The 21,746-nt window shown below is 45.1% G+C and carries 20 protein-coding genes; 15 read left to right on the top strand and 5 right to left on the bottom strand.

Annotated features, from left to right (window positions below; translation table 11 throughout):
- The first annotated feature begins 253 nt into the window (after positions 1-253).
- On the top strand, positions 254-3,292 hold the full coding sequence (gene ydiJ / locus ACVA6Q_RS11365) for a D-2-hydroxyglutarate dehydrogenase YdiJ (RefSeq protein WP_446647563.1): 3,039 nt from the start codon (positions 254-256) through the stop codon (positions 3,290-3,292).
- Between the two features lie 66 nt (positions 3,293-3,358).
- Entirely contained in the window at positions 3,359-3,823 is a 465-nt protein-coding gene (locus ACVA6Q_RS11360) for a methyltransferase family protein (protein ID WP_446647562.1), read from the top strand.
- Between the two features lie 63 nt (positions 3,824-3,886).
- Here the strand turns inward: ACVA6Q_RS11360 and ACVA6Q_RS11355 are convergent, their stop codons facing one another.
- Positions 3,887-4,612: a DUF3581 domain-containing protein gene (locus tag ACVA6Q_RS11355; RefSeq protein WP_446647561.1), complete on the bottom strand. Its 726-nt coding sequence runs from the start codon at positions 4,610-4,612 to the stop codon at positions 3,887-3,889.
- 199 nt (positions 4,613-4,811) lie between these two features.
- On the bottom strand, positions 4,812-6,017 hold the full coding sequence (locus ACVA6Q_RS11350; RefSeq protein WP_446647560.1) for an MFS transporter: 1,206 nt from the start codon (positions 6,015-6,017) through the stop codon (positions 4,812-4,814).
- Between the two features lie 280 nt (positions 6,018-6,297).
- On the opposite strand from ACVA6Q_RS11350, the gene ACVA6Q_RS11345 reads away from it, so the two are divergent.
- The 6 genes from ACVA6Q_RS11345 (at position 6,298) to ACVA6Q_RS11320 (ending at position 11,809) form a co-directional block, all read left to right on the top strand.
- On the top strand, positions 6,298-6,663 hold the full coding sequence (locus ACVA6Q_RS11345; RefSeq protein WP_446647559.1) for a DUF333 domain-containing protein: 366 nt from the start codon (positions 6,298-6,300) through the stop codon (positions 6,661-6,663).
- Positions 6,656-7,876 (top strand): alpha/beta hydrolase, encoded by a 1,221-nt coding sequence (locus ACVA6Q_RS11340; protein WP_446647558.1) that lies wholly within the window; start codon positions 6,656-6,658, stop codon positions 7,874-7,876. The genes ACVA6Q_RS11345 and ACVA6Q_RS11340 overlap by 8 nt, the downstream gene beginning before the upstream one ends.
- A 285-nt stretch (positions 7,877-8,161) precedes the next feature.
- Positions 8,162-8,236, top strand: a complete 75-nt coding sequence (gene tnaC / locus ACVA6Q_RS11335; RefSeq protein WP_112461785.1) for a tryptophanase leader peptide — start codon at positions 8,162-8,164, stop codon at positions 8,234-8,236.
- 276 nt (positions 8,237-8,512) lie between these two features.
- Entirely contained in the window at positions 8,513-9,985 is a 1,473-nt protein-coding gene (tnaA, locus tag ACVA6Q_RS11330) for a tryptophanase (RefSeq protein ID WP_353496032.1), read from the top strand.
- A gap of 122 nt (positions 9,986-10,107) precedes the next feature.
- Positions 10,108-11,322 (top strand): aromatic amino acid transporter, encoded by a 1,215-nt coding sequence (locus ACVA6Q_RS11325; protein ID WP_446647768.1) that lies wholly within the window; start codon positions 10,108-10,110, stop codon positions 11,320-11,322.
- Positions 11,323-11,425: 103 nt separating this feature from the next.
- The gene (locus ACVA6Q_RS11320; protein WP_446647557.1) at positions 11,426-11,809 is read left to right on the top strand and encodes a RidA family protein; all 384 of its coding nucleotides are present in this window, start codon (positions 11,426-11,428) and stop codon (positions 11,807-11,809) included.
- A gap of 103 nt (positions 11,810-11,912) precedes the next feature.
- Here ACVA6Q_RS11320 and ACVA6Q_RS11315 read toward each other — a convergent pair whose 3' ends face one another.
- Positions 11,913-12,134 carry a hypothetical protein gene (locus ACVA6Q_RS11315; protein ID WP_446647556.1) on the bottom strand — a complete coding sequence of 74 codons (222 nt, stop codon included), beginning with the start codon at positions 12,132-12,134 and terminating at the stop codon, positions 11,913-11,915.
- A gap of 282 nt (positions 12,135-12,416) precedes the next feature.
- Here ACVA6Q_RS11315 and ACVA6Q_RS11310 point away from each other — a divergent pair, with 282 nt between their 5' ends.
- Together ACVA6Q_RS11310 and ACVA6Q_RS11305 are read left to right on the top strand one after the other, a co-directional pair.
- A complete protein-coding gene (locus tag ACVA6Q_RS11310) occupies positions 12,417-13,187 on the top strand; it encodes a siderophore-interacting protein (protein WP_446647555.1) in 771 nt (256 codons plus the stop codon).
- A 345-nt stretch (positions 13,188-13,532) separates the two neighbouring features.
- Positions 13,533-14,990 (top strand): glyceraldehyde-3-phosphate dehydrogenase, encoded by a 1,458-nt coding sequence (locus tag ACVA6Q_RS11305; RefSeq protein WP_446647554.1) that lies wholly within the window; start codon positions 13,533-13,535, stop codon positions 14,988-14,990.
- Between the two features lie 133 nt (positions 14,991-15,123).
- On the opposite strand, the gene ACVA6Q_RS11300 is transcribed toward ACVA6Q_RS11305, so the two are convergent.
- On the bottom strand, positions 15,124-16,713 hold the full coding sequence (locus ACVA6Q_RS11300; protein ID WP_446647553.1) for an alpha-amylase family glycosyl hydrolase: 1,590 nt from the start codon (positions 16,711-16,713) through the stop codon (positions 15,124-15,126).
- Between the two features lie 190 nt (positions 16,714-16,903).
- Positions 16,904-17,791: a LysR family transcriptional regulator gene (locus ACVA6Q_RS11295; RefSeq protein ID WP_446647552.1), complete on the bottom strand. Its 888-nt coding sequence runs from the start codon at positions 17,789-17,791 to the stop codon at positions 16,904-16,906.
- A gap of 484 nt (positions 17,792-18,275) precedes the next feature.
- Between ACVA6Q_RS11295 and ACVA6Q_RS11290 the strand changes: the two genes are divergently transcribed.
- The 5 genes from ACVA6Q_RS11290 (at position 18,276) to ACVA6Q_RS11270 (ending at position 21,746) form a co-directional block, all read left to right on the top strand.
- Positions 18,276-18,491 carry a Flp family type IVb pilin gene (locus tag ACVA6Q_RS11290; protein ID WP_446647551.1) on the top strand — a complete coding sequence of 72 codons (216 nt, stop codon included), beginning with the start codon at positions 18,276-18,278 and terminating at the stop codon, positions 18,489-18,491.
- A gap of 103 nt (positions 18,492-18,594) precedes the next feature.
- Complete coding sequence (locus tag ACVA6Q_RS11285) at positions 18,595-19,035, top strand: A24 family peptidase (protein ID WP_446647550.1); 441 nt, start codon at positions 18,595-18,597, stop codon at positions 19,033-19,035.
- Positions 19,036-19,066: 31 nt separating this feature from the next.
- The gene (gene cpaB / locus ACVA6Q_RS11280) at positions 19,067-19,888 is read left to right on the top strand and encodes a Flp pilus assembly protein CpaB (RefSeq protein WP_446647549.1); all 822 of its coding nucleotides are present in this window, start codon (positions 19,067-19,069) and stop codon (positions 19,886-19,888) included.
- Positions 19,888-21,255, top strand: a complete 1,368-nt coding sequence (locus ACVA6Q_RS11275; RefSeq protein WP_446647548.1) for a type II and III secretion system protein family protein — start codon at positions 19,888-19,890, stop codon at positions 21,253-21,255. The genes cpaB and ACVA6Q_RS11275 overlap by 1 nt, the downstream gene beginning before the upstream one ends.
- Entirely contained in the window at positions 21,252-21,746 is a 495-nt protein-coding gene (locus tag ACVA6Q_RS11270; protein ID WP_446647547.1) for a hypothetical protein, read from the top strand. Before ACVA6Q_RS11275 ends, ACVA6Q_RS11270 begins: the two co-directional genes overlap by 4 nt.

Raw genomic sequence — 21,746 nt, 5'->3', positions numbered from 1 at the left:
ATGATGTCTTCCATAGGTTTAGGAGTGTGTCACGAAGCTTACTCGTTGAAAAGGCATAAAACAGAGGTGTTGTCCGCGAGTTTCCGATTTGATCACACTTTTAATTGTTGTAAAGTGGCGGGATAAGTAAAATCGATGTGCTTTCAGCGACGTATATAACGTTAGCCGTGACGTCTCTATGTACGCGTAAGAGCATTCATACAATTTACTCCTTTGCTGAGTGGATCAGCAGACTTAAGGGGCAGGAAGCTAAATGTTACCAAGATTACATACTCAAACCGATATTCATCCCACTGTACAGGTGTTTCTTCAGCAGCTAGAAGCGAATGGCTTTAGCGGCGATATTGAGACTCAGTACTCTAGCCGTTTGGCGGTTGCGACCGACAACAGTGTCTATCAAAAATTGCCGCAAGCCGTTGTGCACCCGAAAACCACCCAAGATGTTCAATTGATTGGTGAGCTTGCTAGCCAAGACAAGTTCAGCTCAGTGACGTTTTCCCCGCGTGGTGGTGGCACCGGTACCAACGGTCAATCTCTAACCTCTGGTGTGGTGGTGGATTTGTCCCGCCATATGAATAGAGTACTGGAAATCAATGAAGATGAAGGTTGGGTTCGAGTACAAACTGGTATTGTTAAAGACGCCCTAAATGATGCAATTCGTCCGTATGGGTATTTCTTTTCACCAGATCTATCGACCAGTAATCGCGCTACTCTAGGTGGCATGGTTAACACCGATGCATCGGGACAGGGCTCGTTAAAGTACGGCAAGACCTCTGATCACGTACTTTCTTTACAAGCAGTATTTGCTGATGGTTCGCTGCTGGAAAGTGATGGCTCGGGTGCAGGAGTTCCATCGGGTAGTTTTGCTGAGCAAGCTCTCGCGGTATCGAAGAACGTATGTCAGTCACAGCGAACCTTAATCGATGAAAAGTTTCCTCCGCTTAATCGCTTTCTAACAGGCTATGATCTGAAAAATGCTTATCAGCCAGACAGTGATGACTTTGACTTCACTCGTATTCTTTGTGGCGCCGAAGGTTCACTGGCCTTCATTACTGAAGCGAAGCTGAACCTAACACCAATCCCTAAGGCGCGAACTCTAATCAACGTTAAATACAACAGCTTTGATTCCGCGCTACGTAACGCACCGTTTATGGTTGAAGCCAATGCATTGTCGGTTGAAACCGTGGACTCAAGGGTACTCAATCTTGCGAAACAAGATATTGTTTGGCATACCGTCAGTGATTTGATTAGCGACGTGCCGGGCAAAGAAATGCAAGGCCTAAACATGGTCGAGTATGCAGGGCAAGATGAACAGGAAGTCGCTCGCGCAGTAAAAGAACTTACTGACAGCTTGGATGAGAAACTAAAAACCGAACAAGACGGCATTATCGGCTACCAAATTACCACTGATGTGGCGAGCATTGGGCGCATCTATAACATGCGTAAGAAAGCCGTTGGCCTGCTTGGCGCAGTCAAAGGCAGCGCTAAACCGATAGCTTTTGCTGAAGACACCTGTGTGCCGCCAGAGAATTTGGCGGACTTTATCGCAGAGTTTCGAGTCCTACTGGATGGCCACAATCTAAATTACGGTATGTTTGGCCATGTCGATGCCGGTGTACTTCATGTAAGACCGGCGCTAGACATGTGCGATCCGAATCAAGAAGCGCTCATGCACCAGGTCTCCGATGAAGTTGTCGCATTGGTGGCGAAATACGGCGGTCTAATGTGGGGTGAACACGGTAAAGGTTTTCGTTCTGAGTACGGCCCTGAGTTTTTTGGTGATGAGCTGTTTAATGAGCTGCGCCGGATTAAATCTGCGTGCGATCCTCTCAATAAGATGAACCCCGGTAAGATTTGTACGCCGTTAGGGAGTGACGATGAGCTGGTGAAAGTATCTGACGTTAAACGTGGCACTTACGATCGTCAAATTCCAGTTGAAGTACGTGATAGCTTTTCTCAAGCGATGGAATGTAACGGTAATGGCTTGTGCTTTAACTACGATACCGCGTCGCCAATGTGTCCGTCGATGAAGGTGACGGCGGATCGTCGCCATTCTCCAAAAGGGCGTGCCGGTTTGGTGCGTGAGTGGCTAAGACAGCTGTCGGAGCAGGGCTTTGATGTCATAGAGCTTGAAAATGAGACCAAGCAATCACCAAGTGCGAAAGGATTGATCGAAAAGTGGCGCAATACCTTCAATAAGCGCCACGAGTATGATTTCTCTCACGAAGTGTATGAGGCGATGAATGGCTGTTTGGCCTGTAAAGCGTGTGCTAGCCAATGTCCAATCAAAGTCGATGTACCAAGTTTTAGATCTCGATTCCTCAACTTGTATTACACGCGATACCAGCGTCCGGCAAAAGACTATTTGGTTGCGAATATCGAAACCATGCTGCCCTATATGGCGAAAGTGCCAAAAGTGGTCAACTTTGCGCTTAAGCAGCCTTTGGTGCAGAAGCTGACAGAAAAGTCGGTGGGCTATATTGATGCGCCGTTGCTGTCGGTGCCAACCCTGAAATCGAGAATTAAACATCAGCCAGTTTCAGAGTTCAATTTAGAACAGCTTCAAGCTATTCCAACTACACAGCGTCAAGACTATGTGTGTATTGTTCAAGACCCGTTTACTAGTTTTTATGACGCGCAAGTGGTGGAAGATTTCGCCAAGCTGATTTTGAAGCTGGGTAAGAAGCCGGTAATGTTGCCGTTTAAACCCAATGGTAAAGCAACCCATATTAAGGGCTTTTTGGCACAATTTGCGAAGTCTGCTCAAAATACAGCGGACTTTCTGGCGGAGGTCGCAGCACTTGATATACCGTTAGTCGGCGTCGACCCGGCATTAGTGCTTTGTTACCGAGATGAATATACCGAGATTCTTGCTGAGTCGCGTGGTGATTTTGATGTCCTTACAGTACATGAGTGGTTAACACCAATGCTCAAGGATATTGAACCCAGCAGCGTGGTTGATGAGGCGGACTGGTATCTGTTTGCGCACTGTACTGAGAAAACCAAAATGCCAAATGCTGAAAAAGAATGGGGTAGTATTTTCCAGCACTTCGGTGGACGCCTCACAACAGTTCCAGTTGGTTGTTGTGGTATGGCTGGTACGTTTGGTCATGAGTCAGATAAGCTGCAAATGTCGAAAGATATTTATGGGCTTAGCTGGGCGCCAAATCTGGATAAGCTTCCGACAGAGCGTTGCTTAGTAACGGGATACTCTTGCCGAAGTCAGGTGAAGCGTTTTGAACACGCGCCAACCAAGCATCCATTGCAGGCAGTGTTGCAGTTGTTGAATTAACCTCATTTTAAAGCGTCCTAGTCGGGCGCTTTATTATGTGTATTCTCGAAAAATCAAGGAGTCGATGTGAAAGCACTAGAGCTGAAGATACCGCCGGTGTTGGTTTTTTTGTTTGTTGCCGCTTCGATGTACTTTGTGGCTAGATACGACAATGGTTGGCTGTATACCTATATTCCGCTGAAAAGTGTTTGGGCAGCGGGGCTGTTTATCTTAAGTGGCTTTATTGGTGTGTCTGGTGTGCTGGAGTTTAGAAAGGCGCAAACGACGGTCGACCCGACCAAGCCAGACAAAGCCAGCTGCGTAGTGGATAGCGGTATCTTTTCCAAAACTCGAAATCCGATGTATCTCGCACTGTTTGTTCTGCTGCTCAGCTGGGGGTTTTGGCTTGAAGACGGCTTAGCGCTCACCTTATGTTGGCTGTTTATTCCTTATATGAATCGATTCCAAATTAAACCTGAGGAGCGAGTGCTCGAATCTATGTTTGGTGAGCCTTACAGGCAATATAAAGACAAGGTTAGGCGCTGGGTTTGATGCCACCTGATAGAAAGCAAAAAGCCGTGTCATATTAATGTGACACGGCTTTTTTGATACTCGTTAAGCGTTTTGGCTTAGCGTCTCAAGAAACAGATCCTTACGTTCATGGAAGCGAGCTACAAGATCGTCGACCGCATTGGTATCGTAGGGCTTAAGACCACTTGCAACCAAACGTTTAACGCCTTTACCAACGACATCACCGTCTTCTTTAAATGCAAAGTTAAGTGTGACCACACCACGTTTGCCTTCAACATCAAATGTCGCTCCAGTGAATTCAACTTCTGGGTGCTGAAGATCTAGGCGGTCAAACTCGACTTCCATACTCTCGTAAATCACCAGAGGACGCTGGCAGTTGATCATCATTTGCTCTTGTTCCATTAATGGAACCATGATGTGAGGGAAGTTCATGCCAGAGAATTGAACATAGTTGGTCACGACATGTTCGATGAACGCTTGGTCATGGCTAACCTCACCTTGGTGAGTCATTTGCAAGTATTCTTTGCCCGCCGTATCAACAACAGCACTCTCGTGCTCGCCTTTTTCGACGACGTTCAGAGCAACACCGTCACCTACCATGCCGGAGAAATTAAAGCGCATCTTTTGGCTAATGCCTTCTTTTTGAAGTAGGACTGCGAATAGCAGATCGCCCGGTACACAAAAACGCTTGTTGTCTTCGTCATGAATAGGGTTGAAATCGCCCGCGACCTTTTTAGCGAAATGGCTCGCTTGCTTGCGGGTGAACTCAAATTGGCTTTCGCTTGTTGATACGTAAGGTGTTAGAAACATAATTCTCTTAGGATTAACTCAATTGCTGGCGATTATATATTAAGAAATCGTTTAACTGGTTCATCCAGTGTAGATTTTACTTAGAATTGTCGGTTTGACGTTTGTGCTTTGAGGCACAGTACTCAATTTTGATATTTTGAGTGGCAGTAAGGAAAAGGAGGCGAGAGTCCCGCCTCCATGGTGCTCGTAGTCTATGGGGTTAGGCTGAAGCGGCTTCAGACGTATTAGGCTTGGAAATCATAACCAGTGCGGCAATACACACAAGGGCGACAACAATACCGCCTAATGACAGTGTAAACACAGAAGCATAACCGAACTTGTCAATCGACATACCTGCTAGCATCGCCCCAACGCCAAAGCCTCCAGCCATACAAAGCATTAATAGACCTTGTGTAAGAGCTGGCGAGTTGGGGCTTAGTCTGCCTGCAATTGCTGGAATAATCATGTCATTCCAAGACATAGCCTGCATAAGCACAACGAGCAGCGCGATGGGTAAGATAGTGTTTACATCATGACCCGCCGTTAACCAGAATAATGAACCGACGACCAAGTACACTGCCTGAGCAGCATACCACACCATAAATGGTCCACTTTTTTGCATCCAACGTCCAGCAGATTCAAGCATGAAAATACTGATCACGGCAGACACCGCCATACCAAGCGCAGAATTACCAATCTCTACGTGGTACACCTCTTTAATAAGCAGTGGACCGAGCTCCATGAGGTTGGAGGAAAGAAACATAGAGAAAAACACGGCAAGCAAAAATAGGAACCAAGGCATTGCTTTTTTGGTTGCCTTCGGGCTGTGCTCTTGTGTCTCGTCCGATACGGCTTCTTGCAGATTGGCTTCAACTGGAGGAGGCGGTGCAATGGTTACCATAACGAGGACAACAAAGACGAGACCCATCAAAATCAGCAATTGATTGGTGCTACTAACGGCCATCCAATCAGCGAGGGCGACAAGGAGTCCGGTCACAACGATGCCGAAAAATTGACATTGATAGAGACTCGCCAATCCGCGACCTTCTTCTTTTTGATTCTTGCTAGAGGCAATCACAAAGGTAGGATTAAGCACGAGCAGTGCGACACTCCCAACGCCAATGAGTGCACCGACAATCCAGTAAGTCGTGGTTGAGGTGTCGGCAAAGTAGAGGGTCAACAGCGCGATAAAGTGAGTCAATAGAGCAAGGCGTTGCAAGATCTGATGGCAAGAATGTTTGTCAGCCAGACCGCCAATTAATGGTGCGAGTAATCCAGCTCCGCCAATCAAGGCCATGACTTGGCCAAGCAAAGCGCCGCTGGCGGTTCTTTCAATGATGATAGGATTGAGCAAAATTGCGATGCCTACCCATTGGACAATCCCAAGTGAAGCTTGGGCAAAATGCCATAAACGAACACCCTTCATAAGTTGTGACCTTCTACTAATAATTTACTCATGAATTTTCAAGTATCCGCACCAAGATACAAGTAACATACTATGAGTTACCTTCTCACATTCGAAGACGTGTTACCTTGAAGGATTAAAAATTCGAACTAGAGCATCCGCTGACAACAACCAGGTCACAATAACCATCTGATCTGTTGCATATTTTACAGTTTCATCTAACTTTATTAGACACACGTGAGCCACTTTCCCTTTGTGTAGATAGCGCGTCGGTGAAAGAGGCGAATAAAGGAGAATCCCTATGAAAGGTGGAAATCTAATCCGTTATTTTGCGTTGGCGGCGATAGTGCCAACAGCGCTTATGGGGTGCGCAAAATCCGATCCCGAGCCTGTAGGTATGGCAAATCCCGCCGCTGTCTACTGTGAAAAACACGGTGTTTACGATCTAGAAACAGGTATGTGTACTTTAAAATCGGGTGAAAAAGTGGATGCATGGGAGTATTTTCGAGCTCATCATCAGCAAGGCCCTGAGAGCGCAGCACGTTTTTGTGAAGCGACGGGTGGTGGTTATATAGAAGACAAGAAGCAGTGTGCTTTGCCAGATGGCAAAGTCATGGATGCCGAAGAGTACTTTCGTGACCATCAAATGAGTGGCGCTGGTGGATAAGATCAACAGTCAAATTTCAGCTGTTCGTCGCTACCTAAGCCATCATGCTTTACTGAGCGTTAGTGTTTTTTTCACGATAAGCATGACAGGCTGCACCAATCCTATCATTGAACAAGAACCAGAGATGTATACCACCTCTGGTTCACTCGCCCCTTATTCGCAATCCAACTTCAATCAATATATTGAACAAACCACCAAGTGGCTTGATGAGACTCGTGTATTTCATGGTGCTGGATACGATGCTGAGATGAAAGCGGTAAGTCCTTATCGATTAATACCAAATCATCCCAACGGGCAGGGGGTGCTATTGGTACATGGGTTAGGTGATTCGCCTTATTCATTTATTGATATTGCACCTGTCTTGGCTGAACAAGGTTACTTAGTGCACGTCATGTTGTTGCCTGGACATGGTTCTAGGCCAGCAGATTTAATGCTACCCAATGTGAAAGACTGGCACGAAGCAGTTGCCAATCAAGTTACGCTGTTAAAGCGCGATGTTGATGAAGTGTGGTTAGCGGGGTTTTCTACCGGTACTAATTTGGTGACTTCTTATGCTGCTCAAAATCCAAAAGCGGTCAATGGGTTGGTTTTATTCTCACCTGCCTTTAGTCCTGATGATGTCATCGTGCGTTTTGCTGGAACAGCGAGCGTCTTTGTTGACTGGGTGAACGTCGCAAAGGAACAAAACTATACCCGCTATGATTCACTTGCCATGCATGGTGCTGCGCTTTATTACCAAACGACAACTCAGGTAGAGTTGGATTTGCAGCAATATCAGCTAGAAGTACCCGCCTTGTTGATGGTGACAGAAAACGACGAGCTGATTGATACCGAAGGCGTGTATTCGCTGTTTAGAACCGAGTTCGTCAACCCAAACAGCCGTTTGGTGTGGTATGGCGAAAAGTCCTATCCTGATGCACGGGTTATCAAGCGCAGTATGGATCTTTCAAAGCAAAATATCGAGAGTGGCTCGCATATCTCAGTACTCTATCGCGCCGACAATCCTTTATATGGCGAAAGAGGGCTAATGCGACAGTGTGGGGGAGCGGAGGAAGGAGAAGTCTATACGGTAGATTGTGTTGGTATGCCAACATTGACCTATACCGCTTGGGGGTTACTTAAAGAAGATCGCATTAGTGCTCGCCTAAGCTGGAATCCCTATTTCGATACCATGATGGAAAGAGTGGTTAAGTTTATGAAAACGGCGAACTAGAAACTAGCAATTGAATGACCGCATAAACTCTTGATTATTTTATAAAGGCAATGCTTGGTGTCTTTATTAACTAGTACGCTGTATTGATCTGCTTCAAAATATTCTTTTATAAACAAATTACAATTAAAGAACATTCAACTTTTTTGTTAGCAGGTTCTCAAATTATATCCTATAGTAATGACATGTACGGTAAGTTATAGATAATACACTTAGTTAGTTCGATAATGTCTTGTTTGAAAAAACGAACAAGGCTTGATAAGTCGAGTATTGTAAGTAGGTAAATAAATGAATAAGTTCAACACAATCAGTAGCTGGTTCACACTAGACTACAAAATCGCTTTCTTCTTCCCTTCGAGATAACTCTCTCGCACTGTCCAGTGCGTCTGCCTGACAGCAACATGCTGACTGCGACACTAGGTATACTTACACCAGTGTGTACTCAAACCATTGTGTATTCAAACCAAAGTTTACCCGTGTTGATTATCGTAGCCTGTGCTAGCGGCGTCATAAAATAAAACAATCAAATTCAATCGTATCTGGATATATTCCTAGATAGGGTTATCTGTAATTAAAATTCATCTCAGTCTTAACTATAAATAAAAGGCTTGAAGGTAAATATATATAGGGTAATTAATAATGGAAAACTTCAAACACCTACCAGAACCATTCCGCATTCGTGTTGTTGAGCCTGTAAAACGTACTACACGTGAATATCGCGAACAGGCGATTATTAAAGCAGGTATGAACCCATTCTTATTAGATAGTGAAGATGTATTTATCGATCTTTTGACCGACAGTGGTACAGGTTCTATCACACAAGAAATGCAAGCGGCGATGTTACGTGGTGATGAAGCGTATAGCGGTAGCCGCAGCTACTATGCATTGTCAAATGCAGTGAAAGACATTTTCGGTTATGAACTCACTATCCCTACCCACCAAGGTCGTGGCGCAGAACAAATCTATATTCCTGTGCTAATTAAAAAGCGTGAAAAAGAGAAAGGTCTTGATCGCAGTAAGATGGTGGCGTTGTCTAACTACTTCTTCGATACCACTCAAGGTCATACTCAAGTGAACTGTTGTGTGGCGAAAAACGTTTATACAAAAGATGCGTTCGATACTGCTGTGAATGCAGATTTTAAAGGCAACTTTGACCTAGAGAAGCTAGAGCAAGCAATTGTAGAAGCAGGCCCTGCCAACGTACCTTATATCGTGAGCACGATTACTTGTAACTCTGCAGGTGGTCAGCCAGTTTCTATTGCAAACCTTAAAGCGGTTTATGAGATTGCTCAGAAGTATGACATTCCAGTGATTATGGATTCAGCGCGCTATGCGGAGAATGCGTACTTTGTTCAGCAACGTGAGCCTGGTTATCAAGACTGGACGATCGAGCAAATCACACGTGAATCGTACAAGTATGCCGATGGTCTAGCGATGTCGGCGAAAAAAGACGCGATGGTGCAGATGGGCGGTCTACTTTGCTTTAAAGACGACTCGTTTATGGATGTGTATACCGATTGTCGTACCTTGTGTGTGGTTCAAGAGGGTTTCCCGACTTATGGCGGTCTCGAAGGCGGTGCGATGGAACGTCTTGCTGTTGGTCTTTATGACGGTATGCGTCAAGACTGGCTAGAGTACCGCATCAATCAAGTTCAATACTTGGTGGATGGATTGGAAGCGATTGGTGTGGTTTGCCAGCAAGCTGGTGGTCACGCAGCGTTTGTCGATGCCGGTAAGCTTCTTCCACATATCCCAGCGGATCAGTTCCCTGCGCACGCACTGGCATGTGAGCTGTATAAAGTGGCGGGTATTCGCGCGGTTGAGATTGGTTCACTATTGCTAGGTCGCGATCCAGCAACGGGTAAGCAGCACCCATGTCCAGCAGAGCTACTTCGACTAACGATTCCTCGTGCAACTTACACGCAAACGCACATGGATTACGTCATCGAAGCGTTTGAGAAAGTAAAAGCCAACGCACACAACGTGAAAGGGCTCGACTTTACTTATGAGCCTGAGGTGTTGCGTCACTTTACTGCCAGACTGAAAGAGGTGGAAGTGGCCGTAAAGGGCGAAGCTCACAAGGCTGAAGAGAAGCAACTCGAAGAAGCCTAGTCACACCTAAAGAACGCAGCCTTTGAGCTGCGTTCTTTTTCCTAAAAACAACATAATAAAAAAACAAAATAATAACGATAAATCACCCTAATCCAATAACGTGAATTTAAGAGAGCAGAATGATGAAAAAGAATCCGTCGCTCATTGGTGGCGCGTGCATCATTGCTAGCGTCTGTGTCGGCGCTGGCATGCTTGGACTACCCAGTGCAGGAGCTGGCGCATGGACCGTGTGGTCAATGCTGGCGATCGCCATTACCATGATTGTTATGACAATATCGGGCTGGATGCTGTTAGAAGCATTTAGACATTATGATTTAAAGGTCTCTTTCGATACGGTGACCAAAGATTTACTCGGTAACAAGGTCAACTTACTGAACAACATTACCGTTTATTTTGTTGGCGGTATATTACTGTACGCCTACATTACTTCTTCCGGTTTAATCCTTCAGGATGTGTTAGGCCTGAATGCCAAAGTGGCATCGGCACTGTTTGTACTCATTTTCTCAGCGTTCGTTTGGCACTCTACTCGAGCGGTAGATAGAATCTCCGTCGTTTTGATCGCCTTCATGATACTGAGCTTTGTGTTTGGCGTGTCGGGACTGGCGGTCAAGGTCGACATGTCAGTACTGTTTGATACCATCGGTGAGGAAAATGCATACGCGCCATACGCTATGGCGATGTTGCCAGTCGCGTTGACATCGTTTGGTTATCATCATTCTGTATCATCTATGCGTGCCTACTACGGTGAGGAGACCAAAGCCAAATACGCTATTTTAGGCGGCACGGTGATAGCGCTTACCCTCTATTTCTTATGGCTTTTCAGTATCTTCGGAAACTTACCGCGCGCGAATTTCGGCCCAGTTATAGAACAAGGTGGCAACGTTGATGCATTGCTCAAAGCGCTGGGCTCTGTCATTGAATCGGAACAGGTTGCAAACGCCATCAATACCTTCTCTATGGCGGCGATATTGTCATCGTTTATTGGTGTTGGCCTAGGTGTATTTGATTTCTTAGCTGACTTCTTCAAGTTTAGCGATGACAAATCAGGTCGTACTAAGACGTGGCTAGTTACCTTTTTGCCACCACTCGTTCTGTCACTGCTGTTCCCATTCGGCTTTGTTATTGCTATTGGTTATGCAGGTGCGGCTGCGACGGTGTGGGCATGTATTATCCCTGCATTATTAGCTCGCAAAACACGTCAGGTGCATGCAGGCGCAGGAGGCTTCACGGCTCCTGGGGGCAATGCAATGATTTCTGTCGTCATCGGGTTTGGGGTATTGACCGCAATCTTCCATGTGCTTTCTATGTTGGGAATGCTGCCTAACTTTACTGGCTAACGTTATTCCCTGTTTTAAAACCCGCCATTATTTATGTTCATTGTGACCAGTAGCCCTGTGTTACTGGTTCACTCTGAGCGCAATAGACAACTAGGAAAATAAAATGAACGCAATTTCTACAGATAAAGCGCCGCTTGCTATCGGTCCGTATGTTCAAGGGGTGAGTTTTGGTGATATGGTCATCACATCAGGTCAATTGCCGATTAACCCTGAAACCAAAGTCATGCCAGAAGATGTGTCGGAACAAACAAGCCAGTCTCTTCAAAATGCACTCGCGATAATCTCTGCATCGGGTTTGAATGCAAGCAATATTGTCAAAACCACGGTGTTTGTGAAAGATCTTAACGATTTCGCCAAGGTGAATGGGGTATATGAACAGTTTTTCGTCAGCCAGAATGCTCCATTTCCGGCGCGTTCATGTGTAGAGGTAGCAAGACTACCAATGGATGCCAAAGTCGAAATAGAGGTGATTGCTGTAAGAGGTTAATTTGCGTTTGGGGGCGCCTCTAATGCGGCGCCTTATCGTGAGCTCGCAGCTCGTTCCCAATATCTAGACGGGTTTTATTGTGTGGTCACACTAAATTGAATTGTTACTTGCTCTGCCAAGTTTTACTGATCCATCCCCCAATATTCTCATCAAAGTAGCTTCCGCTAAATTCTTGTTTGTATTCAACGACATTGTCGATGCTCGGGCGTTCATCCAAAAGGTGATTGATATACAAAGCCATCGGGTCATCGAATTGATCACGCCGCTTTCTTTCTGCCACTTCTTTGATGATTTGCATGCGGTATGCCTTACTCATTTTTTTCATGTTTTACCTCCATTGTTGTGAGCGGTCTATCAACAATAGAAGTCAATCCTACCTTGGTCAAATTATGAACAGTGCTTTGTGGAAAAATATACTAAAGAGTGATAAGGGGCGTTTGCGTGGTACAACCAACATAGTCTTATATGGGGGAGAAAATGACCGAACTTTGTTGAGAATTGATAAAGTAAAAGTCTGTAAAGTCGGAAAAATTTGCCAATGGATAGCATCTCGTTTCGCTTCGCTTGTGTTAGACTTAATGCAAACAATAATCATTAAGTAGATACAATGAAAAAGCCAACTCCTAAAATGGCGTCTGTTAGTCATAAACAGACCCTGTCACCTAACATGATACGCATCACATTACATAGTGAAGCATTTACACAGTTTCCTATGGACAGCCTTGGCGGTTACATCAAACTGCTTTTTAATGAGCGTGGCGGTACTGATCTCGATGACGAGCCATTTGATGCGCGACCAAAAATGCGCACGTATACCATTCGTCGCCTCGATACATTGCGTGGTGAAATTGATGTTGATTTCGTGACTCACGTTACTGAAGACAAACTTTGTGGCTTTGGTGCTCGCTGGGCAATGGCCGCGGAAGTAGGGGACACTGTATCGCTTGTTGGTCCAGGCGCTCTACAAGAAGTCAATGTGACAAAAGATTGGTTCTTCTTTACGGCAGATATGACGGCCCTACCAGCGCTGTCAGTAAAACTTACTCTGCTGCCAAAAGACGCGAAAGGCTATGCCGTGGTTCAGATAGAAGATATGGCAGACAAACAGGAGATTTACGTACCTGAGGGCATGCAGGTTATCTGGACTACGGGTTCGTTATCGAATGAGGCAAAAGCCTTGCCATGGCTTACTGGCGAACCTTTTGTATGGTGTGCAGCCGAATTCGATGAAATGAGAGCATTGCGCCAGTATTTCAGAAACGACAAAGCCATTCCAAGAGAAGCGATTTATATCAGTAGTTATTGGAAACGCGGTGTTGCTGAAGACGGCCACAAGGCTATTAAAAAAGAAGACCATGATAAGTTTGAATCTCAGTAGTAAATTGTGACTTGCAGCCACTATTGTTAATATACTTATTCGATTCGATGATAATTCTATTAGAGAGTTGTCATCGTTCTTGATTGTTTCTATAAAATAACCTCGATCTTGGTGACTATTTCTTACGACTAAGGTCGAGTATTTAACCAAAAATTATCCTACTCAAGTCACACTTTTCCGTCCTCTTGTGCTGAATTATTTTTACTAGCAGATTAAGTGTCTGTTTGTTACACTGCGCGGCATAAAATATAACAACACGATTACATCCCTGTGTCGCTCAATATCTCTTGTACCCTACATACGAGACATAGCGAGCCTTTAATCCTAGAGAGGCCCCCGGTTACTATGAGTAATAGCAACATCTCGCAAACTGAAATCCACCAAAATCAATGGCAATTAAATCAAACACTCGCCGAGTCCATTTTGCCGCTTCTTGGCAGGCTATATCGAGAAAAAGGCGTAGAAGTGCTTTTATTTGGTAAAACACTCGTCAACGCAACCACCATCGATATTATTAAAACTCACCGTGTTTCCCGCCATTACAGTTCTACTTCCGTCTCTATTTCTCAAACTGCCCCAATCATTGAACGTCTAATTGAACTTGACCTTTCTCCTTGCTGTATCGACGTAGGTCAGTTGGCGACTCAATACTGGTCTCTCAATGACAGTCATCAAAACATCGATGACTTCTTATTGACGACTCTGAACGAAAGCATTGAGAGCAATGGCTCACTAGAAGCACGTGATGTTGTGCTGTACGGTTTTGGACGCATTGGCCGTTTGCTTACGCGTATTTTGGTTGAGAAGAGCGGCTCAGGCTATCCGCTACGTCTGCGCGCTATCGTTGTGCGTGGTGGTCGAGATGGTGACCTTCAAAAACGTGCTAGCTTGTTGCGTCGTGACTCGGTTCACGGTCAATTCAATGGCAGCATTTTAGTTGACGAAGACAACAAGGCCCTGATTGTGAATGGTAATTACATCCAAATCATCTACGCGAACAGCCCGAAGGATGTAGATTACACCCATTACGGAATTGACAACGCACTTGTCGTCGACAACACAGGTGTTTGGCGAGATGCAGAAGGCCTGGGTCAACACGTCGCGTGTAATGGTGCAGAGAAAGTGCTGCTGACAGCACCAGGCAAAGGGGACATCAAAAACATCGTATTTGGTGTCAACCACGAAAGTATCTTGGCTGAAGATAAGATTGTATCTGCAGCGAGCTGCACTACGAACGCCATTACACCAACGCTTAAAGCGGTGAATGATAAATATGGCATTGTGTCTGGTCATATCGAAACGGTGCACTCTTACACCAACGATCAAAACCTGATCGATAACTACCACAGTGGCGATCGTCGCGGACGTTCAGCATCACTCAATATGGTACTGACCTCGACAGGTGCAGCAAAAGCAGTGGCCAAGGCGCTGCCTGAACTTGCGGGTAAGTTGAGTGGTAACGCTATTCGTGTTCCGACCCCTAATGTTTCAATGGCGGTTGCGAATTTGAATCTGGAAAGCAACACTACTAAAGAAGAGCTAAACGCTTACCTTCGCGAAGTGTCGTTAACATCTCCACTTTCAGCTCAGATTGACTATACCGATTCGACGGAAGTGGTGTCTACCGATCTAGTAGGGGCACGTCATCCGGGTATTGTTGATGGCCAAGCAACCATCGCACAAGATAATCGCTGCGTACTTTATATCTGGTATGACAATGAGTTTGGTTACAGCTGCCAAGTGGTACACTGTATGGAACAAATGATGGGTGTGAAATATAAGACCTACCCAGCGCTAGCATAACAATCCGCCGCTTCTATCTAGCCGTTAGAGTTTACGACTGTTAGTGTCTAGGAATAGTAACGAAATGAGATAGTAAAAGCCGCCTTCAATGCTTATTGAAGGCGGCTTGTTTTTTTAGGCTTATCGCTGTTTATTATTCAAGTGATAGGAACCTAGCTTGGAACGGAGCTAGGTCGATGTTATAGAAACCAGAAGCCAATGTTACGTTGTCATTCGTTTGCAAATCATTAAGGTTGCCACTAAATGACAGTTTATCTGCAGAAATAGCAATGGTTTGACTCGATGCTGTCGTATTCACTATATATAGAATCGATTCTTCACCTGATGTTTTTAGATCTGCATAGGCATTTGTTGTAGCGACAACGTTGTTGCGAGTACCTTGAGCTAACGATGGGTGCTGGGAGCGAAGCGTCATTAGCTCTTTGACGTAGCTCTTAAGATCTGCTTGCTCTGTGGTTAGGGTTATGCCTGTGACACCCTCAATTTTGCCACTCATGCGTGCTACATGGTCATCACATTTTCCTGCGATCGCGCAGTCATTGGTTACACGATCAGCAAAACCTTCTAACTCATCACCAATTTCTTCACCGTAATACAGCGTGATGGGGCCAGTATAAGCACCTAGAAATGAGATGGCCGCTTTATGTCGTTGCCAATATTCAGCATCCTCTGGCTCAGCCAGGTTTCCTCGTTGAATAAGATCGCCCAGACGCACTAAGTCGTGGTTGCCAAGCATCAAGTTAGGTTTGGAGTGGGCAGGGTAGGCGTCATGAGTTCGCATACCTTCAGCGAGCGTCAACCCGCCTTGAGTAGAACCATAGCCTGATTCCTCAACGGCAAAGGTTTGTACTAAGCGATATCGCATAGGGAAATCAAATGCCGAACACAGAGCAGGGTTTTCTTTGCTGCCGTAGCCATCACGAGCAATATCACTCTCACCACGCCATATCTCTGCCACCATGTAGCCAAGTGGATTAACGAGTTCACCATCAGCATTGGTATAGGTGACTTGCTGCGACGCATCGTCAACGGCCTTACGAATTTCCGCCCATGCATCCGTTGGAACTTGGTAAGCTTGGTCGAGTCGCCAACCATCAATTTTTAGTTCTTTAACCCAGTATTCCGCCACCTCTTTGAAGAAAGGCAGACTCTCTGGATAGCTTACAGGGTTACTTGCACCGACTGGCTGGTTCCCAGTGGGTGAAGCCATTACGTTGTCTTTATGATGACCGAACACACCATCAAAGAAGACGTAAAGACCCCGTTTGTGCGCCTCTTCCACTAACTTTTTAGCATCGTCCATGGTGCCGAAACGAGGATCTATGGCAAAGTAGTCTGTAGCGAAGTATCCGGTCGCATCCAGTCTATCTGCCCAATGATCTTGGCCGTTAATGGGTACTGAATTGAATATCGGTGTTAGCCATACCGCATTCATGCCTAAGTCTTGAATATAGTCGAGCGAGTCAATAATGCCTTGGATGTCACCCATATGGTGACTGGTACCGTAACCAGTCCCATGGCCGATAGAAGGATTGCCATCGACAAAGCTTTCAACCATCACTTGATAGATTCGTAAGTCATCAGTTTGCGCAGTGTTATCAGCGCGGCACGCATAACTAGTTGTGGTGCCACCTTGGTCTGTTGGCGAGGTAGAATCGCCAGAGCAGCCCCACAGTAGGGTTGCGCCAACGGAAAGAGAGATAAGGGATTTAACCAGTTTCACACGATGTCCTTATTATATTTTTGTAGCTCAATAGGGCATCTTTGATTATTTACTAGGTGAGCATTAGGCGAATCATCCATGTGATGAATTTGTTAGGGAGGAGTAACAAGGCTGAGAGATCTCAATCACGCTTGGTGTAATTATGATAACACCAAGCGTGATGAATGAGACTTGTAAAAGATGAAGACGGTTAGTTGGCGAGTGCAGCGACAAAGGTACTTTGTTGATCGATGACGGTTTTTAATTGGCTTCGTATCCACTGATTGTAGAGACTAAAGTCTGAGTGGGTCGACCAAAATAGTGATGCGGTAACCTTTTTGCCAAAAAATTCTAAGTTGTCGGTCATAATGGCAAGTTCTTTTGTTGTTAGTGAAGGTTCCACAATATGCTCAGGTAAAAACGCTATGCCTTTTTGGGCTTTGCATAGTTCGACAATGGTGGACAGATCATCCAACCGCCATATCTGATGTGTTGCCAAATCGGATAGGTTAAGCAGTTCATCAAAACCATCCATCAACAAAACGCGAGGTAAACTCGGTTTGTTTTCCAATAGTGATGCATGGCCCACCCACCAACAATTGACGTTGAATAACTCGTCCATATTAAAATCGTTGTCGGTTTTGTGATAGGGATTGCCTAGTGCTAGGTCTATTTTTCCTTGGTTAATATAGTTGCTCAGAACAAAACTCGGTTTAGTGACGACTTCGAGGTCGATCTCAGGAAATGCTTCCGAAAATTGAAACAAGGTTTGCTTAACATTGCTGTTATAAACCAAAGGATCAATGCCGACGCGGAAAACGATCTGTTCCGAGTGGCTCATTTTACTCACTGCTGTAAGCAAATCTCGATATTTACTGACTACCGGAGTAGAAAGGTGAAATAAACGTTTGCCCTTGTCAGTTAACGTCACTTTAGCGTTTTGTCTGATAAAAAGGTTAAACCCTAAATCAGACTCTAAATTTTGAATTGCGGTGCTTACTGTGGATTGAGATTTGCCCAGCTTACGTGCCGCTGAACTAAAAGACCCCGCCTCAACCACTGCAACAAACGAAGCAATGTTATCGAATTGCAGCTTCATAAATTGACTAACCTTTGTGCCATTTGACTACTTATAGTTATATAACTTACGTTTTTTTGCATACATTAGCTTGCTCTTAAGTCATTTACAATAGTGATACTTAAAGAGTGTTAGTTTGGCTTTGATAAACAATCAATCAATGCTACGAACTTAGATTTACATGGTGTTTCGTGCACTTAACCATTCGTGAATGGAATAACGCTCCGTAACCTGTGCAATAAATTGAAATGAAAGCGTGATCTGTGCCACATAAGTGCTGTCGGTATACGAATGAAAACTGTGCTCCCGGCAAGTTAATGTAGAAAAAGTAAACACTTATGAGGTCGGGTGCGACACTAGAGTTGGTGCATTGTTAGAGTTGTAAACAAGGGGTTTCTTTGAGCAGGCTATCGATAAAATCGATAGCAGCTATTTTCTTGATATTTTGAGCATAATTTAGAATATAGCGTGCTTATTGTTGAATAACGTTCAAAGGAATAAAAATATGATGACTAAGCTTTATGTAAACGCAGTGACGCTTCTAAACGAATTTAAGCGTGATGAGCGCGGTGTTACAGCAATTGAATATGGTTTGATTGGTGTGGCGATGGCGGTTGCTTTGGCTACAGTATTGGGAAGTACAGATGGTCAGTTCTTGCAGGAGCTTAAAGACGCATTTACCGGTATTGCAGGGAAACTGACTGCTGCAACAGCTGGCTAATTACTACCATAAGTGTAGCTTATAAAGTGGTGCCGCTGACTGTCTGTTGGCGACGCTACTTTAACTAATCTTGACGAGTATGTATTAATAAATAAAACATTCAATGCTCTATATAATTTCGCTTGCTTGCGTTTGTATTTATATATCCATCCTCGATGTTCGTTGTCGACGCATCACTAACATGAGTGTTTTGGGCTTGATGGCCTTGCAATGTTCACTGCTGATAAAAAGTGAGATCTATTTAGCATCCGCTTTGGTAGTCCTAACTGTTGGATTTGTTCTATTTTGGCGACGTTGGATTGCCGCCGGCGACATTAAACTTGCGAGTGTACTGGCCTTAGCGTTGCCTTTGAGCCAATTACCAATGGCAGCCATATTGACAGGCTTAGCTGGAGGTGCAGTCTCATTGTACTACCTCATGGCTAACTATTGGTTTCCAAATAGAAAAAAACGTCAAGTTGGCATCCCGTACGGCGTTGCCATTAATTTGGGTTTTTGCTTAGTGATTGTGGTGCACCAAGTGCCGCAGCTTTTGCAATCCTAACCATATTAGAACCACCTCGGGGGAAACAAACATGCGTTCTCGGTTAGTGCTGCTGATAGCGGTATTGGCTTTGGTTGTAGGAGCCTTTGGGCTTCGTGATATGCTGAGCCAGAAATCTACGCCACAAGCACAAGCAGAGGTTGTTCCAGTACAACCTGTTGAAGAGCATGTCTCAGTATGGCGAGTCAGCTCTGATATTGCTAAAGGCACACCTATTCAAACTGAGCAGGTTGCAAAAGTGCAACTGCCCATGAGTCAGGCGCTGGCACATGGTGTCAAAAAAGATACCCACATAGATTTTTCACCGTCGACCCTAACCAATCGGGCATTGGACAAAGGCACTGTTGTGCTTCCCGAGTATCAAGTAAAGGTTGGGCAGCCAGGCTACATCGATTTACTGGTTACCGAAGGTATGACGCCATACCCACTGCAAGTCAGTGATAAAAATCTCATCAACGATTACATCCGCCCGGGCACCTATATCGATATTTTGACGGTCAGTTCACCAAACAACAATCTCGCCGCGAACACAGATAAGCCAAGAAGCTTTAAAGGCGTTAACGCCAATATGTTTCTAAAGCAGGTCAAGGTACTCAATATCGACAACGATGATGACAATTCAGTAACTGCTAGAGCACCGACTAAAGAGCTTGGTTTTACCACTGTGGTGATTGAAGTTAATCCCGATGATTTACCTAGGTTAGCGCTTGCACAACGAACCATGCACATTGAAATCTACCGCAGTCAAACCTATCGCCAGTCGACCTATGTCGAGGTTCGCAACATTATGGATAATTACGTGGGAATTGAAGAGTTTCGAGGTAAAACTGCGATGCCAGGAGAGGCACTGTAATGAAGTTTAGCCAGACTAAAAAATGGATAGCGCAGTGGTGTCTAAGCTCACTTATGGTCTTACTTGCGACACCTTTAACGAGTGCAGCGGAACGATATATTACGCTTGGCGAAGGCGAACACATTAAGCTGGATTCGCCAGTGGGCAAGGTGTTTATCAGCGATCCGACCGTTGCCGACTACAAAGTGATCAGTGACGACACCTTGGTCGTGTTCGCTAGCAAAGTTGGTCAATCACGCCTAATTGTTTATGGCACAACAGATGAGGTACTGATTTCCGATCGAATCATTGTTGATCTCAATCTATCGGAAGTACGTCGCCAACTTAAGTTTCATTTCCCAAATGCCAATGTAAAAGTTGAATCTATAGGCTCGCAAGTTGCTGTAAGTGGTGTGGTGGAGTCAGAACAGGAGCGCGATGATATTTACCGTATGGTCGCAACGCTACTTGGCCGAGAAAAGACGGAGCGTTGGGATGAAGCGCAAAAATTAACGTTTAAAACCACAGGCGGCGACCTTGAAGAGCCGGAGAGCATGATCTTCGCGCGAAACATGACCTGGGAAGGCATTATCGAGCGCATTGAAGTGGCCACCGTTCAGCAAGTGAACGTTAAAATCTCGGTTGCTCAAGTCACCGAGTCGTTCTCGCAAACTGTTGGTGTGGACTGGGGTTCGGTTGGAGGTAGTGTTGGTGAATTTGTCTTTAACCAATTTGAAGCGGCTGACATTGGCACTTTGATTACTGCGCTTGGTAATGACGATATTGCTCAAATATTGGCGGAACCAAACTTAACGGTGTTGTCGGGTGAGTCTGCAAGCTTTCTCGTTGGTGGTGAAGTGCCGGTAGTAGTTTCAAGTAACAGTAGTATCAACATCACGTTTAAAGAATTTGGTATTCGCCTCGATTTAACTGCAAAAGTTCTAAATCAAAACAAGATTCGCATGCAGCTGTTTCCAGAAGTATCTGAAGTAGAAAAATATGTAAAAGCAGCAGGCATCGAAGTACCACAACTTACGTCTAGACGTGCAATGACCACTGTAGAGCTCGCCGATGGTGACAGTTTTATCTTGGGCGGTTTGATGAGCAGCGCTGATTTTGAAAACATGCAAAAAATCCCATTGGTTGGTGACATCCCTGTCTTAGGCGCTGCGTTTCGTAAATCCGTCACTGAAAGACGACGTACTGAGCTAATCATCGTAGCAACAGTTAATCTCGTTGAGCCAATGCGCCCGACCGATGTGCAACTACCTTACATCCGCAAAACGTCTACTTTGATGCGCTGGTTGAATCTCGCAGATACCGATGGGTACATGCAACCTTCGAACGCGACAATTCGACTGGTCGAGCAGGGAGGGTTTATCCAATGATGCAAGTTAACTTGAAACCATTGGCTTTGGTATTTGTTCTGTTACTAACCGGTATTACGGGATGTACTACAGAGCGTTACTTCGACGGCAATGGTGCAGAAGCGCTGGTGTATCAAGAAGTGCACCGTGTTGATTACGTCATTAAAAATCGCAGCGAGTCGCAGCAAAAGATGGAGCAGTTGATTGCGCTTTCAGAATCTTTTGATAAAGAAGCCGCATATGTGGTCGCTTACAAATCAACGGCAGATCGTCAGCTAGCAGAAAAGGCGTTTAAAGAATTTTCAAAGTTGGCCGTGACACCGTCTCGCGTTCAATATCGTCAAGAGCAAAACATGATTGCCAATGTTCGAATCTCAGTTGCCGTTCGTCAACTTAAAACCCAAACTTGCCAACCTGCGCAACTAGAACAAGAAATTGCGCAGCCTGACTGCTTTGTGGAAACCATGCGTCTAAAACAAGTCGCGTATAAGTCGCGCTTGGTGGGAGAGTAA

Source organism: Vibrio sp. DNB22_10_4 (assembly GCF_052879755.1).
The sequence above is the reverse complement of the archived record's forward strand: the minus strand, read 5'-3'. Positions and strand labels throughout refer to the sequence as shown.